Source organism: Streptosporangium saharense (assembly GCF_014203715.1).
In the GTDB taxonomy this organism is placed as follows: Bacteria; Actinomycetota; Actinomycetes; order Streptosporangiales; family Streptosporangiaceae; genus Streptosporangium; species Streptosporangium saharense.
On sequence record NZ_JACHJP010000001.1, the window covers coordinates 1,793,854 to 1,809,219 of the forward strand.

Annotated in this window: 17 protein-coding genes; 14 read left to right on the forward strand and 3 right to left on the reverse strand. The window is 68.7% G+C overall.

What is annotated here, in order from left to right:
* Positions 1–6: 6 nt before the first annotated feature.
* Positions 7–831 (reverse strand): ABC transporter permease, encoded by an 825-nt coding sequence (locus FHS44_RS08595; protein WP_184713295.1) that lies wholly within the window; start codon positions 829–831, stop codon positions 7–9.
* Positions 828–1,619 carry an ABC transporter permease gene (locus tag FHS44_RS08600; protein WP_184713296.1) on the reverse strand — a complete coding sequence of 264 codons (792 nt, stop codon included), beginning with the start codon at positions 1,617–1,619 and terminating at the stop codon, positions 828–830. The genes FHS44_RS08595 and FHS44_RS08600 overlap by 4 nt, the downstream gene beginning before the upstream one ends.
* A gap of 552 nt (positions 1,620–2,171) precedes the next feature.
* Between FHS44_RS08600 and FHS44_RS08605 the strand changes: the two genes are divergently transcribed.
* The 5 genes from FHS44_RS08605 (at position 2,172) to ffh (ending at position 8,658) form a co-directional block, all read left to right on the forward strand.
* Positions 2,172–5,294 carry a sensor histidine kinase gene (locus FHS44_RS08605; RefSeq protein ID WP_184713297.1) on the forward strand — a complete coding sequence of 1,041 codons (3,123 nt, stop codon included), beginning with the start codon at positions 2,172–2,174 and terminating at the stop codon, positions 5,292–5,294.
* A 43-nt stretch (positions 5,295–5,337) separates the two neighbouring features.
* On the forward strand, positions 5,338–5,751 hold the full coding sequence (locus FHS44_RS08610) for a roadblock/LC7 domain-containing protein (RefSeq protein WP_197048434.1): 414 nt from the start codon (positions 5,338–5,340) through the stop codon (positions 5,749–5,751).
* Between the two features lie 84 nt (positions 5,752–5,835).
* Positions 5,836–6,234 carry a DUF742 domain-containing protein gene (locus tag FHS44_RS08615; RefSeq protein ID WP_221460596.1) on the forward strand — a complete coding sequence of 133 codons (399 nt, stop codon included), beginning with the start codon at positions 5,836–5,838 and terminating at the stop codon, positions 6,232–6,234.
* A complete protein-coding gene (locus tag FHS44_RS08620) occupies positions 6,215–6,808 on the forward strand; it encodes a GTP-binding protein (protein WP_012888558.1) in 594 nt (197 codons plus the stop codon). Before FHS44_RS08615 ends, FHS44_RS08620 begins: the two co-directional genes overlap by 20 nt.
* Positions 6,809–7,116: 308 nt before the next feature.
* Positions 7,117–8,658 (forward strand): signal recognition particle protein, encoded by a 1,542-nt coding sequence (gene ffh, locus FHS44_RS08625; RefSeq protein ID WP_184713299.1) that lies wholly within the window; start codon positions 7,117–7,119, stop codon positions 8,656–8,658.
* Positions 8,659–8,781: 123 nt separating this feature from the next.
* Here the strand turns inward: ffh and FHS44_RS08630 are convergent, their stop codons facing one another.
* Positions 8,782–8,982, reverse strand: a complete 201-nt coding sequence (locus FHS44_RS08630) for a hypothetical protein (RefSeq protein WP_184713300.1) — start codon at positions 8,980–8,982, stop codon at positions 8,782–8,784.
* A 266-nt stretch (positions 8,983–9,248) separates the two neighbouring features.
* On the opposite strand from FHS44_RS08630, the gene rpsP reads away from it, so the two are divergent.
* The 9 genes from rpsP to FHS44_RS08675 all read left to right on the forward strand — a co-directional run bounded on the left by rpsP (position 9,249) and on the right by FHS44_RS08675 (position 14,767).
* Positions 9,249–9,701: a 30S ribosomal protein S16 gene (rpsP, locus tag FHS44_RS08635; protein WP_184713301.1), complete on the forward strand. Its 453-nt coding sequence runs from the start codon at positions 9,249–9,251 to the stop codon at positions 9,699–9,701.
* A gap of 1 nt (position 9,702) precedes the next feature.
* Positions 9,703–9,945, forward strand: coding sequence for an RNA-binding protein (locus tag FHS44_RS08640; protein WP_184713302.1), 243 nt, complete (start codon positions 9,703–9,705; stop codon positions 9,943–9,945).
* 131 nt (positions 9,946–10,076) lie between these two features.
* Positions 10,077–10,592: a ribosome maturation factor RimM gene (gene rimM / locus FHS44_RS08645; protein WP_184713303.1), complete on the forward strand. Its 516-nt coding sequence runs from the start codon at positions 10,077–10,079 to the stop codon at positions 10,590–10,592.
* A 1-nt stretch (position 10,593) separates the two neighbouring features.
* Positions 10,594–11,379, forward strand: coding sequence for a tRNA (guanosine(37)-N1)-methyltransferase TrmD (trmD, locus tag FHS44_RS08650; protein ID WP_184713304.1), 786 nt, complete (start codon positions 10,594–10,596; stop codon positions 11,377–11,379).
* A 195-nt stretch (positions 11,380–11,574) separates the two neighbouring features.
* On the forward strand, positions 11,575–11,928 hold the full coding sequence (gene rplS / locus FHS44_RS08655) for a 50S ribosomal protein L19 (protein WP_184713305.1): 354 nt from the start codon (positions 11,575–11,577) through the stop codon (positions 11,926–11,928).
* A gap of 153 nt (positions 11,929–12,081) precedes the next feature.
* Positions 12,082–12,972 (forward strand): signal peptidase I, encoded by an 891-nt coding sequence (gene lepB, locus FHS44_RS08660; protein ID WP_184713306.1) that lies wholly within the window; start codon positions 12,082–12,084, stop codon positions 12,970–12,972.
* A 9-nt stretch (positions 12,973–12,981) separates the two neighbouring features.
* On the forward strand, positions 12,982–13,623 hold the full coding sequence (lepB, locus tag FHS44_RS08665; protein WP_184713307.1) for a signal peptidase I: 642 nt from the start codon (positions 12,982–12,984) through the stop codon (positions 13,621–13,623).
* Between the two features lie 64 nt (positions 13,624–13,687).
* Entirely contained in the window at positions 13,688–14,404 is a 717-nt protein-coding gene (locus tag FHS44_RS08670) for a ribonuclease HII (protein WP_184713308.1), read from the forward strand.
* Positions 14,405–14,443: 39 nt separating this feature from the next.
* On the forward strand, positions 14,444–14,767 hold the full coding sequence (locus FHS44_RS08675) for a DUF2469 domain-containing protein (protein WP_012888569.1): 324 nt from the start codon (positions 14,444–14,446) through the stop codon (positions 14,765–14,767).
* The last annotated feature ends 599 nt before the right edge of the window (positions 14,768–15,366 follow it).

Genomic DNA, 15,366 nt, shown 5'->3' on the forward strand with positions numbered 1-15,366 from the left:
GGTTCCTCAGGTTGTCTGCTTGGCGGCGCGGTGCCAGGACAGGACCCGTCGCTCGACGGTGAAGAACGCCAGGTTCAGCACGTAGCCGAGCAGGCCGAGCACCACGAGGGAGCCCCACAGGCCGGGCGGGTCGAAGGCGCGCTCCGATTCGCGGAGCTGGAAGCCGATCCCGTTGGTACTGCCCACCAGCTCGGAGACGACCATGAGGATCAGGGCGAGGGACAGGCTGAGCCGCAGGCCCGCGAAGATCTTCGGGGTCGCGGAGGGAAGGATGACCCGCCACAGCCGCTGCCCACGGGTGAAGCCGAAGACCCTGGCGGTCTCCACGTGCTGACGGTCCACGTAACGGGCGCCCTCGACGGTGTTGAGCAGCACCGGCCAGACGACGCCGAACACGATCGTGGTCAGCTGCATCGGCGTGCCGATGCTCATCAGCGGGATCAGCAGCGGCAGGAGCATGGGCGGCGGGATCGCCCGCCCGAAGTGGACGAGCGGATCGACGAAGCGGGCCAGGACCACCGAGCGGCCCAGCAGCAAGCCGAACACGACGCCGACGATCCCGGCGAGGATCCAGCCGGTGAAGAGCCTGGCCAGGCTGGGCGGGAAGTTGTCCAGGGCGGCGTCGCTCAGCCACAGATGAGCCGCGGGGCCGGTGAGCCACATCTCCCGCATCCTGACCACGATCGTGCTCGGCGGCGGGAAGAAGCCGTTGGCGGCGACCCGGGTGACGACCTCCCACAGCACGAGCACGAGGAGGATCGGCCACAGACGCGTCAGGAAGCCGGGGGAGGAGGGGGTACTACGCGGCGCGGCGTGCGCGGGGCTCTTCACGCGGCCACCCCCGCCCGCGCGGTGTGCCAGCGGAACAGTCTCCGCTCGGCCCCGATGAACAGGCTGTTCGTCACCACGCCGAGGATCCCCGCCCACACGGTCGCGGCGATGATGAACTCAAGGCCGTCGGGGCTGCTGCTCGCCTCGATGACGTAGGCGCCGATGCCGTCGGAGCCGCCCGCGAGCAACTCGGCGCTGACGGCGAGGATGAGCGCGATGCCGCCCGCGAGCCGTACACCGGTGGCGATGAACGGCGCGGTGCTGGGCAGTGAGACTCGCCACAGTACGGCCAGCGGCCCGAAGCCGAAGCTGCGCAGGGTCTCCTTGGCCACCGGGTCCACGTCCCGCAGGCCGTACATGGTGTTGATCAGGATCGGCCAGCACGAGGCGTAGAAGATCACGGCGATCTTGAGGTCGAGCCGGTCGGGGAAGAGCAGGATCGCCAGCGGGATGAGGGCGACCGAGGGGATCGGGCGGAGGAACTCGATCAGCGGGCGCACCGTCGCCTCCACCTTCGGCAGGCTGCCGAGCAGCAGCCCGAGCGGGACCGTGACGGCGACGGTGAGGAGCAGGCCGAGGGACCAGGCGGTCATGGTCGCCGCCACGTCGGTCAGGAACTCCTCGTCCCCGGCGAGCTCGACGGTCCTGGCCACGATCGTGGAGGTCAGCGGCAGGGTGTCCTGGCCGAACAGGCCCGCCCTGCCCGCGGCCTCGGCCAGCAGGAGCAGCGTCGCGACCCCGAGGGCACCGCAGACCACCCTGTTGCGCAGCAGGGCCCGACCGCTCACCCGACCGGCTCCGCGTGAGACGTCCTGCTGAGGGGTCCGAGGCGCATGAGGGTCTCCTTAGGGGCGATTGACCGTGCGGGCCTGATCCGCCGGAAGCCGTCGTGCGATGGGGATGGTCCAAGGAAGCGCAGGATGAGGGGGCTCCCGGCCGTGCAGCAGCGTAGCGGAGGGGGCGCGCTTAATCGCAAGTATTGGCCAATAGGGGTAAATCGGACAAATATGGACTTTCGCGGGTGGGGTTTCGGATGGGTTCGTGGTGAATCGGAGCGTTCCAAAATCTCCCGTGGAAGGGGCGATGACATGTTGGGAAAGTCTGGGCGCCGGGTTGGATATACCCGTATAAATCTGCTCGGTGGGTCCCTGTGAGGGTTGCCCGGTTGTCCGCATCTAGTCCTGATTGCCCATAAGTTGCGACTTATGGGCTATTGGCCGAACTGTTCGGGCTATGCTCCAATAACCCTCGCCCCAAGGATGCATCCGCGTCACGTGAAGATCAGATGCATGACAGGATCCCCTCCAATCAGACAAACCGAGGAGAGGTAGCGGAGGCCAGTGAGGACGGCAATCCCCAGTGAACGCGAATCCGGGCTGGTTGCTGCCCAGGTCTTCGGCGAAACAGCGGCGCAGGAGGACAGCGCCGAGACGGTGAAGGCCCCCAAGGGCGGACGGCGCAAGGGCCCCCGCGAGAACGGCAGCAGGTTCGCGTTCAGGAACTGGCGCGTACGGTCGCGACTGATCGTGCTCATCGTCATCCCCACGACCGCGGCGATCGTCCTCGGCGGTCTGCGCGTGGTCGCCTCGGTCAACAACGCCGCCGAGTACGAGCAGGTGCGGGTGACCGCCGAGCTCTCGGCCGACCTGAGCGGGCTGGTGCACGGCCTGCAGCTCGAACGCGACCTGGCCGCGAGGTTCGTGGCCCAAGGCCGCCTCCGCGGTTCCCGCACCAAGCTCGACGACCAGTACGGCGCCGTCGACAAGTCCGTCGCGGCCGTGCGTGAACGGCTGCGCACCGCGGCGGCGGGCGACTTCGCCTCCCGCGAGCGCGAGGACATCGCGCAGATGAGCACCCGCCTCGACGAGCTGGCCAACGTGCGCAAGGCCGTCGTCAGCAGCGCGCTGCCCGCCCAGCCCGTCATCCAGGCCTACTCCCAGGCGATCGGCGACTTCCTCGTTCTCCACGAGAAGATCGTCCAGGTCGACGCAGACCAGTCCCTCAGCAGCAGCGCGGCGGCCTTCGCCGCCCTGGCCAGGGCCAAGGAGCAGGCGTCGAGAGAGCGGGCCGAACTCGCCGTCGCGCTCGCCAACAGGCAGTTCAGCACCGAGGGCCTCGACAACTTCATCGTCGCCCGCGCCCAGCGCGACAGCGAGCTGGCCGCCTTCAGGGGTGAGGCCTCCCTGGAGCAGCGCCAGTTCTACGACGACACCGTCAGCGGCCAGAAGGTCGACCGCGCGGAGTTCATCCGCCTCAGGTCCCTCGTCCTGGCGACCGCCAACGCCCCCCTGGTCAACGTCAACGCGACCGGCACCGGCGCGGGCGACCAGACCCAGTGGTTCGACGCCTCCAGCGTGATCATCGACAAGATGCGCTCGGTCGAGAAGGCCATCGCCGACTCGGTCATCACGCAGAGCCGTACCCTCCAGGAAGCCGAGCAGCGCGGCGCGATGATCGCCGCGGGCGCCAGCGGCCTGCTGCTCCTGCTGGTCCTCATCGTCACCACGATCATGGCGCGCTCGCTGGTCAGGCCGCTGCGCAGGCTCCGCACCGAGGCGCTGTCCGTCGCCGAGGAGCGCCTGCCCGAGACCGTCCAGTCGCTGCGGGAGAGCGGCGACCCGGAGAGCGTCAAGGTCCAGCCCATCGGCGTCAACTCCGACGACGAGATCGGCGATGTCGCGCGCGCCTTCGACGAGGTCCACCGCGAGGCCATCCGGCTGGCGGGCCAGGAGGCCACGCTGCGCAGCAACGTCAACGCGATGTTCGTCAACCTCTCCCGCCGCAGCCAGACCCTGGTCGAACGCCAGCTGTCCCTCATCGAGAGCCTGGAGCAGGGCGAACAGGACGAGCACCGGCTCGGCAACCTCTTCCGCCTCGACCACCTCGCCACCCGCATGCGCCGCAACAGCGAGAACCTCCTGGTCCTCGCCGGTCAGGAGCCCGCACGCAGGTGGAGCCAGCCCATCCCGCTCATCGACGTCGTCCGCGCCTCGCTGTCGGAGGTCGAGAACTACGAGCGGGTCACCCTGAACCTGTCGGCGGGCGTCTCCGTCGTCGGCACCTCGGTCAACGACGTCGTGCACCTCATCGCCGAGCTGGTCGAGAACGCGATCTCCTTCTCTCCCAAGGAGACGAAGGTCGTCGTGTCCAGCAACCGGATCGACGGCGGCGGCGTGATGGTCTCGGTCGCCGACCTCGGCATCGGCATGACCGCCGACGAGCTGACCCAGGCGAACTGGCGGCTGGCCAACCCGCCCGTGGTCGACGTCTCCGTCTCCCGCAGGATGGGCCTGTTCGTGGTCGGCCGCCTGGCCCTGCGTCACGGTATCCGCGTCCAGCTCAGGCAGCAGGACAGCGGCGGCCTGACCGCCATGGTGCTGGTCCCGGAGAACCTGCTGTCGGAGGCCGACTCCCGCCAGGCGCCCGTCACCCACGGCGGCGGCGACTGGTCGGCGGCCATGGGGCCGCAGGACCGGGCGGCGATGGACCGCACGCCGCTGCTGGCCAGCCCGACCACGCTCGACCCCACCCAGTCGGCCTTCACCTCCTTCGACGCCCAGCACTCCTTCAACCAGTTCGACGTACGGCAGCAGCTCGCCTCCTTCGAGGCGCCCAACAGCCCCGCCGGGATCGACCCCTTCAGCCAGTCGCCCTTCGACAGCGTGTGGTCAGGCCAGGTACCGCAGCAGGGAGGCGGCCCGAGCTGGTCGAACCTCTCCTCGGACCTCTCCTCGGACACGGTGTGGCCCGGCTCCCCGCGCCCCGGCGAGCCGGGAGGCCCGGGAGGCTGGCCGATCGCCTCCCAGCCCGACACGAGCGTGTGGCCGGACGCGCCCGCGCGTGGCGACTCGGGCATCTGGAGCAGCACCCCCGCGAGGGAGAACGACACCGCCTGGCCAGGCGCACCCGGTCAGAACGGGCGGCCCTTCGACAGCAGCGTGTTCGAGCCCTCGGACAACACGGGCCCGCTGCCCGTCGTCCCCGAGCCCTCGCTCATGGAGGAGGCGAAGGAGGAGTTCCTTCCGATCTTCGCCGCCGTCGAGTCCGACTGGTTCAAGAAGGTCGATCCCGTCCCGGGCAAGACCGACGCTCCCGAGGCGAGCACCCCGCCCCCCGCGGCCCCGCCGCCCTCCGACGTCTGGTCCTCGCCCGCCGACGCGGGCTGGCAGGCGGCGCGGGCGGCCAGTGAGCCGACCCTCGGCGGGATGACCGGAGCCGGGCTGCCCAAGCGGGTGCCCAAGGCGAACCTGGTTCCCGGTACGGCCGCGCCCGGCTCGGCGGCGGCCCCCCAGACCCCCGCGTTCAGGCCTTCTGTCTCCCCCGAAGCGGTCCGCAACCGCCTGGCGAGCTTCCAGCAAGGAGTACGGCAGGGCCGCGCGGTCGCCAGGGGCGAAGCCGGTGAGGGACAGCCCTACCCCGACTTCAGCCGTGACGTTGAAGGAAGAAACGAGGAAGACCGGTGAGCGAGCTCGCCCCGGTCGCCAAGGAGGATGACACGTGCGCGAAATGAGCCAGGCCGCCCGGGGGGTCAACTGGCTGATCACCGACTTCGTGAACAACGTCCCAGGCGTTGCCCACACGGTCGTTGTGTCGGCTGACGGCCTGCCGTTGGCGTATTCCGATGGATTCCCCAGGGACAGGGCCGACCAGCTCGCGGCGGTCGCCGCCGGACTGATCAGCCTGACGCAGGGTGCCTCCAGGGTCTTCGAGGGCGGAGCCGTCACCCAGACCGTGGTCGAGATGCAGCGAGGACTGCTGCTCATCATGTCGATCAGCGACGGCTCCTGCCTGGCCGTACTGGCCGCGGCCGACTGCGACATGGGGCTCGTGGCCTACCAGATGACCTTGCTTGTCGAACGAGCGGGCCAGGTGTTGACACCGGCGGTCCGCGCCGAACTCCAGGCCTCACACCCCCGGTGATGGCGATGACCATAGGAGGATGCCGTGGCAGGCCGCGGCTGGCCCGGTGAGGGTGACCCGCTAGGCGGGTCGCCCTACCAGTCCATGGACGACCCCCACCGGCAACAGGGTGGTCCTTCACATCACACGCAACCGGCACCCGTGGAGCAGAGCTCCCTGGTCAGGCCGTACGCCGTCACCGGAGGGCGCACCGCCCCCCGGACCCAGCTCGCCATGGAGGCCCTGGTCTCCTCGGCGACGTCCGCGCACCACGATCTGACCAACCGCACGCCGGAGTACCAGGCCATCAGCGGCCTGTGCCGGCAGGTGCGCTCGGTCGCCGAGATCTCCGCGATGCTCCGCATCCCGCTCGGCGTCACCCGGATCCTGGTCGCGGACATGGCGGCCGAGGGCCTGGTGCAGATCCACCAGCCGCAACTGGACGCGGGCAAGCCGGATCTCAACCTGCTGGAAAGGGTGCTCAGTGGACTTCGCAGGCTCTAGCCGCGGCGGCGGCCTGACATCGACGAAGATCGTCGTCGCCGGAGGCTTCGGCGTCGGCAAGACCACGTTCGTGGGAGCGGTCTCCGAGATCCTGCCGCTGACCACCGAGGCGGTGATGACCGACGCCAGCGCCGGTATCGACGACCTCGGCCTCACCCCGAACAAGACGACCACCACGGTCGCCATGGACTTCGGGCGTGTCTCGCTCGACCGGGACCTGATCCTGTACCTGTTCGGCACGCCCGGCCAGCACCGGTTCTGGTTCATGTGGGACGACCTCGTGCGTGGCGCGATCGGCGCCATCGTGCTCGTCGACACCCGGCGGCTGGCCGACAGCTTCCCGGCGATCGACTACTTCGAGGAGGCCAAGCTTCCCTTCGTCGTGGCGGTCAACGGCTGGGACGGCACCTACCTGCACGGCGAGGAGGAGGTGCGCGAGGCGCTCACGCTGGCGCCGCACATCCCGATCTCGCGCACCGACGCACGCTCCAGGGACGCGGTGAAGGCCACGCTCATCACGCTGGTCGAGCACGCCCTCACCATGCGGATGGCCGTGCCCGGCTGGGGTCGCTGAGGCCCTCCCGCCGAGGCCGGGGCGCCCGGGGCCAGTGACGGTCCCGGCGTCTTGTCATGTCCGTACGTGTGTTTTCTTGGACGTTCCGGCGTCCGTGCTCCCTGCCCGGTCCCGCGCGAGCGGCGCGGTCTCCCGCGGGATCGGGCAGGGAGCACGGACCGGTGTACGGCGCGGCCCGGGCGGCGCCGGTGTGTCGCCGGACATACCACCGCCATACCGCCGCACCGCGGAGGCGTGTTCCGCCCCCTCCAGCGGATAGGCTGGGAGGTCGAGTCGCAGACCCGAGAGCGCAGAGGCTGGCCAATCACGTGTTCGAGACGCTTTCCGACCGGCTGACATCGGTCTTCTCCTCCCTTCGTTCCAAGGGACGCCTGTCCGAGGCGGACATCGACGCGACCTGCCGCGAGATCCGCATCGCGTTGCTTGAGGCCGACGTCGCGCTGCCGGTGGTCAGGACGTTCGTGGCCCAGGTCAAGGAACGGGCCCGGGGCGCCGAGGTGTCCCAGGCGCTGAACCCGGCGCAGCAGGTCGTCAAGATCGTCAACGACGAGCTGGTCGAGATCCTGGGCGGTGAGACCCGTCGCCTTCGCTACGCGAAGAACCCGCCGACCGTCATCATGCTCGCGGGTCTCCAGGGCGCCGGTAAGACCACCCTGGCGGGCAAGCTCGCCCGCTGGCTGCGTGAGCAGAACCACACGCCGCTGCTCGTCGCCGCCGACCTGCAGCGCCCCAACGCGGTCCAGCAGCTCTCCGTCGTCGCCGAGCGCGCGGGGGTGGCGGTCTTCGCCCCCGAGCCGGGCAACGGCGTCGGCGACCCGATCGTCGTGGCCCGCCAGTCGATCGAGCACGCCAAGCGCCAGCAGCACGACGTCGTCATCATTGACACCGCGGGCCGCCTGGGCATCGACCAGGAGCTGATGAAGCAGGCCGCCGACATTCGCGACGCTGTCTCTCCCGACGAGGTCCTCTTCGTCGTGGACGCCATGATCGGTCAGGACGCGGTCTCCACCGCCCAGGCCTTCATGGAGGGCGTCGGCTTCGACGGCGTCGTGCTCACCAAGCTCGACGGCGACGCCAGGGGCGGTGCCGCCCTCTCGGTGCGGCACATCACCGGCAGGCCGATCATGTTCGCCTCGACCGGTGAGAAGCTTGAGGACTTCGACGCCTTCCACCCCGACCGGATGGCCTCCCGCATCCTCGACATGGGTGACATCCTCACCCTGATCGAGCAGGCGCAGAAGACCTTCGACGAGCAGGAAGCCGCCAAGATGGCGGGCAAGCTCACCTCCGGCGAGGGCTTCACCCTTGAGGACTTCCTTGAGCAGATGATGATGGTCCGCAAGATGGGCCCCATCAAGAACCTGCTCGGCATGATGCCCGGCATGGGGCAGATGCGTGACCAGATCAACCAGGTGGACGACCGTGACCTGGACCGCGTCGCCGCCATCATCCGCTCGATGACCCCGGGTGAGCGCCAGAACCCCAAGATGATCGACGGCTCCCGCCGAGCCCGCATCGCCAAGGGCTCCGGCGTCACCGTGACCGAGGTCAACAACCTGGTCGTCCGCTTCTTCGACGCGCAGAAGATGATGAAGCGCATGGCGGGCGGCATGGGCATCCCAGGCATGCCGGGTGGGCGCAAGAACAAGGGCGCGCAGAAGAAGGCGGCCAAGGGCCGCAGGGTCAGCGGTGACCCGCGCAAGGCGGCCCTCGGCAAGAACGCCGCCTCCGCCGAGGCCCCTGGCAAGGGTGGCGCCCTCGGCAAGCTCGGCGCCGGTCAGCTGCCGCCCGGTCTTGAGCTCCCGCCGGGCTTCGACCCCTCGAAGTTCAAGCTCCCCGGTCAGAAGTGAGCGAGGACCGCTTCACCAGGCGGACCAGGTGGATCTGGCTGGTCATCATGGCCGGGTTGATCGCCGTGACGGCCCTTGAGCTGCTGGGGTTCCGCCCCAAGTAGGCCCGTTCCCAGCCGGATCTCAGTCGGGAGGGGAGGGGCAGACGGCCAGGATCCGCAGCAGCGGGTCGGGTGACGGCGCCCCACAGGGGATCCACCCGGGGACGGCCTCCGGGGCGGACGGCGCACCGGTCATGGCCGTCACCCGCAGGGTGAGCGCCGCGGCCAGCACCGCCAGGGAACCGGCCGCGGCCGGCAGCAGGGATCTCAGGGTGGTTGCCACGGCGGCCAATTAGCGCAGCGAAGCGGCCCGCCCGCCCGCCGGACACACGCGGATTACCGAGATTTGCCGTCCGCGTGCCGTACGGGATGGGGCTTGGTTGGTCGGGCACCCCCGGGCGTCTGGCACAATGACATGTTGGAACACCGTGTCACGTGGGTGCCCTCTCACCCCCATGTGCCGCGCCTGTCCCCTGAACGGTCCTCTCCTCGTACCCCACTCGATGAGACGCCGCTCACCCACGCTCTAATGCAGGAGAGACCACACCCGTGGCAGTCAAGATCAAGCTCAAGCGGCTCGGCATGATCCGCAACCCGCAGTACCGCATCGTCGTCGCCGACAGCCGCACCAAGCGTGACGGTCGGGCGATCGAGGAGATCGGTCTGTACCACCCGAAGGAGAACCCTTCGCGCATCGAGGTCAACGCTGAGCGCGCGGCCTACTGGCTGGGTGTCGGCGCGCAGCCGACCGAGCCCGTGCTGAAGCTCCTCAAGCTCACCGGCGACTGGCAGAAGTTCAAGGGCGAGCCCGCCCCGGCCCCGCTCAAGGTGGCCGAGCCCAAGGCCGACCGCCACGCGCTCTACGAGGCCGCGGCCAAGGAGGCGCTGTCCCTGGACAACGCCACCACGCCGAAGAAGCCCGCCAAGAAGGCGAAGGCTGAAGAGCCCGCCGCCGAGGTCCAGGAAACGGCCGCGGAGGAGAAGCCGGAAGGCGAGGCCTGAGGTGCTTGAGGAGGCCCTCGAGCACCTGGTGAAGGGCATCGTCGAACATCCCGACGAGGTCCAGGTTCACGCGCGCCGCATCCGCAGCGGTCGTGTGCTTGAGGTCCGGGTCCACCCCGAGGACCTCGGCAAGGTCATCGGCCGTGGCGGCCGTACGGCCAAGGCGCTCCGCACCGTGGTGAACGCCCTGGGCGACGGCAAGTACATCAGGGTCGACCTGCTCGACCTGAACGAGGCCCGTTAGAGGTCCGTCTCCCGGGCCTCCAAGCCCGGGTGCGGGGCCAGGCACCCACAGAGATCCATCAGCGAACGGGTCACCCACCCAGCGTGGGTGGCCCGTCCGTCTTTCCACCCACGACTATTCGGGAGGCGGGCGTGCAGCTTGTCGTAGGCCGGATCGGCCGTCCCCACGGGCTTCGCGGCGAGGTGTCCGTCGAGGTGCGCACCGACGACCCGGACCGGCGTTTCGCCCCGGGGGCCGTCATCGCCACCGACCCCGCCGCCAGGGGGCCGCTCGTCGTCCGGTCGAGCCGCAGCCACGCCGGGACCCTGCTGGTCAGGTTCGAGGGCGTCGACGACCGTGACCGGGCCGAGGCGCTCAGGGGCACCATGCTCGTCATCGACTCGGCGGACATTCCGCCCTCCGACGATCCGGACGAGTTCCACGACCACCAGCTCATCGGCCTGGCCGTACTCACCCCTGACGGTGAGCGGGCCGGTGAGGTGACCGACGTGCTGCACCACGGACAGGACCTGCTCGTGGTGCGCAGGAAGGGCAGGGACGTCTACGTGCCGTTCGTCAAGGCGCTGGTGCCGGTGGTCGACCTGGAGAAGGGGCACCTCGTCGTGGACGGCCCTGCGGGTCTGCTCGACCCGGACGAGGTCGTCTGACATGCGCGTCGACATCATCTCGATCTTCCCCGAGTACTTCGCGCCGCTCGACGTCTCCCTCATCGGCAAGGCCAGGGAGCGCGGCATCCTGGACGTGCGCCTCCACCAACTGCGCGACTGGGCCCACGACGTCCACCGCACCGTGGACGACACCCCCTACGGCGGCGGCCCCGGCATGGTCATGAAGCCGGACCCGTGGGGCGAGGCCATCGACGCCGTCCTGGCCAGCGGTGAGGCGCCGCCCAGGATCGTCGTGCCGACCCCCAGCGGCGTGCCCTTCACCCAGCGGCTCGCCATGGAGTACGCCGCCGAACCGTGGCTGCTGTTCACCCCCGCCCGCTACGAGGGCATCGACTCACGCGTCATGGCCGAGTACGGCACGCGGACCCGGGTCGAGGAGGTCAGTGTCGGCGACTACGTGCTGGCGGGCGGCGAGGCCGCGGTGCTGGTGATGATCGAGGCCGTGGGACGGCTGCTGCCCGGGGTGCTCGGCAACGCCTGCTCCGCCGTTGACGACTCCTTCGCGCCCGGGGCGATGGAGAACCTCCTTGAGGGGCCGGTCTACACCAAGCCCCCGGACTGGCGGGGGCGCGAGGTCCCCGAGATCCTGCTGTCCGGGCACCACGGCAAGATCGCTCGGTGGCGGCGTGACGAGGCGCTGCGCCGTACCGCGCGGAACAGGCCCGAGCTGCTGGCCGCGCTCGACCCGGAGGGCCTGGACAAGCATGATCTGAAGATCCTCGCGGAGCTTGGCCTGCCCGCGCGGGAGGGCGACCGGCCGGTCTGACGCGCTGATTTCCGGTCGGTTGGATAAATATGGCAGACTGAAGCGTTGCCGCTTGCTGTCCGCGGGTTGGCGCGCGCAACCGGGCGGACGGCCCGGTTCCCCAGACACATCCAATCCAGCACGTGTGTCCATCGCGATGCCGCCCGCGCGGCCGGATGAACCTCCACGTGCTCACCTAGACGAGGTACCACTGTCATGCACACGCTGATCAGCGAGCTCGAGAAGTCCGCGCTCCGCTCCGACATCCCGGCCTTCCGCCCTGGCGACACGCTTGAGGTTCACGTCCGGGTCATCGAGGGCAACCGGTCCCGTATCCAGGTGTTCAAGGGCTTCGTCCTGCGCCGCCAGGGTGGTGGCTCCCGTGAGACCTTCACCGTGCGCAAGGTCAGCTACAGCGTCGGCGTCGAGCGCACCTTCCCGGTGAACAGCCCGGTCATCGAGAAGATCGTTGTGGTGACCCGCGGTGACGTCCGTCGCGCCAAGCTCTACTACATGCGCGACCTGCGCGGCAAGGCCGCCCGCATCAAGGAGAAGCGCGAGGCCCGCTGACGCGCCCGCATCCGAACGTTCTGGCCCGCTCCGCCACCGGTGGTGCGGGCCAGTCGCATGCAGGAGGGTTTGACCTCCTATGGCGGACCCATAGCTGTCAGGTAACCCGGTGGGCGCCTGACCGGCGGTTTCCATCATCTAGGCTCGTCACCGATGACTAGCGAAGACCGGGAGTCCGGCGCAGCCTCGCGTGGACCTGTCGAGGACGAGGTGGGCGTGATCGCCGGAGAGACCCAGACGAACGCCGAAGGTGGCCGGGACGAGCGGGCCGACGGCGACGGCAAGAAGAAGGGGGCCTTCTGGAAGGAGCTCCCCGTCCTGATCGTCGTCGCGTTGGTGCTCGCGCTCGTCATCAAGACCTTCGTGGTCCAGGCGTTCTACATCCCGTCGGAGTCGATGGAGAACACCCTCCTGGTCAACGACCGTGTTCTGGTGAACAAGCTCGTCTACCGGGTCCGCGACATCGAGCGCGGCGACGTGGTGGTCTTCTCCGGCGTCGACTCCTGGGACGGTGAGGTGCGCTTCGAGGAGCCCGCCAACCCGGTGGCCGCCTTCTTCCGGTGGGCCGGTGCCGCCTTCGGCGTCGTCCCCGGCGAGAAGGACTACATCAAACGGGTCATCGGCGTGCCCGGCGACACGGTGAAGTGCTGTGACGCCCAGGGACGGGTCACGGTGAACGGGGTGCCGCTCGACGAGAAGGCCTACCTCCACCCCGGCGACGTCCCCTCCGACCGGACCTTCAGCGCGAAGGTCCCGCCCGGCCACCTGTGGGTGATGGGCGACCACAGGTCCGTCTCCCTCGACTCCCGCCTGCACACGGGGGATCCCGGTGGCGGGAGCATCCCCATCGACAAGGTCATCGGCCGGGCCTTCGTGATCGTCTGGCCCTTCTCCAGGGCCGAGACCATCCCCATCCCCAGCACCTTCAACCAGTCGGCCCTCAAGGCCGCCGTCGCGGCGGGGGAGGCAGCTCCCTTCGTGGCCGGTTTCGCGGGGGCCGTTCCCCTGGTGCTGTGGCGGCGACGCCGACGTTCGAGGCGGTAGCCGTACCCCATGACCGTGGAACCCGAGAACAGGCCCGTCACCCCCGAGGACGAGCCCTCCCCCCAGCCGGTTCGGAAGTCTAAGCCGGTTCGGAAATCGAAGAGGAAGAGTCTGATCGAGTCGTCGCTCCTGTTGGTGGGCGGTGTGCTCGTGGCGCTGCTGCTGCGCCTCTTCGTGCTGGGCTCCTTCTCCATCCCGTCGGAGTCGATGGAGAACACCCTGATCGTCGGCGACCGGGTGTTCGTCAACAAGCTGTACGGCACGCCCGACCGCGGTGACGTGGTCGTCTTCAAGGGCTGGCAGGGCGAGGACACCATCAAACGGGTCATCGCGGTCGGTGGTGACACGGTGAAGTGCTGTGACGCCCAGGGACGGATCACCGTGAACGGGGTGCCGCTCGACGAGAAGGCCTACCTCCATCCCGACGACTTCCCCTCCGGTGAGAAGTTCGAGAAGGTCGTCCCGAAGGGGAGGCTGTGGGTCATGGGTGACCATCGTTCGGCCTCCGCGGACTCCCGGACGCACGAGGAGCAGGAGGGAGAGGGCACGATCTCGGAGAAGGCGGTCATCGGCCGGGCCTTCATGATCTACTGGCCGTTCTCCAGGATGGGACTACTCTCCACGCCGGAGATCTTCACCAAGCTGAGATAGCGGTACCGAATGGTCCAGATGGGGCGTACTCTCTGCTCATGGTCGCTATGTCTGCCGTGGTGCGATGACGATTGCGTTCCGCCCGACCGGGTCCCGCCCCGATGGGTTTCGCCCCCTGCCCAGTGTGGTCCGGCGTGACCTGGGCCTGTACGGCTATGAGCGGGCTCTCGCCCGTCGCGGCCTTGGACCGGTCGCCGGGGTTGACGAGGCCGGTCGGGGAGCCTGTGCGGGGCCACTGGTGATCGCGGCGGTCATCCTCGGACGCAGGATCGAGGGACTCGGTGACTCCAAGATGCTGACGCCCGCCCGGCGCGAGGCGCTGTATGACCGGATCATGGCGACGGCCAGGTCTTTCAGCGTGGTGACGATCTCACCGAAGGAGATCGACACGCGCGGCCTGCACAGGTCGAACATCGAGGGAATGCGCCGGGCCGTGGCACGGTTGTCGTGCCACCCCGGCTACGTGCTCACCGACGGTTTCCCCGTTCCCGGCCTGCCGGTGCCCTCGCTGGGTGTCTGGAAGGGGGACCAGGTCGCCGCCTGTGTCGCGGCGGCGTCGATCGTGGCGAAGGTGACACGCGACAGAATGATGATCGCACTCCACGAACGCCATCCCGTGTACGGCTTCGCGGAGCACAAGGGGTATGGCACCGTGGATCATCGCAGAGCACTGGAGATGTACGGCCCGTGCCCCGACCACCGTTTCTCGTTCGCGACGGTGGCGAGGTCCGGGCCGGGTGAGGTGATGGGTGAGAATGAAATGGGGGCCGGTGTCGTCTGATCAGGCGACCCGGGAAGGGCGCGCGACAGGAGGACCGGTATGAGCGCAGAGGATCTCGAGAAATACGAGACCGAGATGGAGCTGCAGCTTTACCGTGAGTACCGCGACGTCGTCGGTCTGTTCACCTACGTGGTCGAGACCGAGCGGCGTTTCTACCTCACGAACTCGGTCGATCTGGACGTCCGTACCGCTGAGAACGGTGACGTGTTCTTCGACGTGAAGATGCAGGACGCCTGGGTCTGGGACATGTATCGACCTGCGAGGTTCGTGAAGAACGTCCGGGTGGTGACCTTCAAGGACGTCAACGTCGAGGAACTCGCCAAGCCCGACCTGGAGATGCCCAAGGAGGGCTTCTCGAACTGAGCTCGCGTTCCGTTTTCCCCTTCTGAGGCTTCCTGGGTGCTTCTGGGGCCCCTTGTGCTTGGGGGGTGTTTTGTCGCCTCTTATGCTTTATTGGGCGATTTGGATGCCTTTGGGGTTGGGGTGGGAGGGTTCTTCGCCTGGGGCTTGCTGGCTTTGGGGCTTGCTGGTGGGTTCGGTGTGGGTGGCGTGGCTTCCGCCCTTGCTGCTGAACTCTCTCCGGGCTCCTTGGTTGTGTCGTGCTGGGGATCGAGGGTTCTGGGCTGGGGTCCGGCGCGGTGGTGGAGTCGGCTGCCGTGGCGCCAGGGGCTTGTATCGAGGGTTCCGGGGGCTGGTGTTTGGGTGGGTTCCTGTCGGCGCGGCGTTCTTCGACGGGGGATTTCTGCCGATAAAGAGTGATGTGTCCTCTTCTGGCTCTGGTTCCGGCTCCAGGGACCTGCTCATGGGGAACGGTGTCTCCCAAGTACCCGTAGAGCGCAGTAACTTCCGAGACGGGGGCGCTCGCAGGGCGCTGTGTCTCCCAGGAAGGGTGGGGGTGGCCTCTTCCAAGGAGGAAGCCCTGGTGCCTTCCGGGGCAGTGGTGTTCGCGGGGCGCAGCGTCT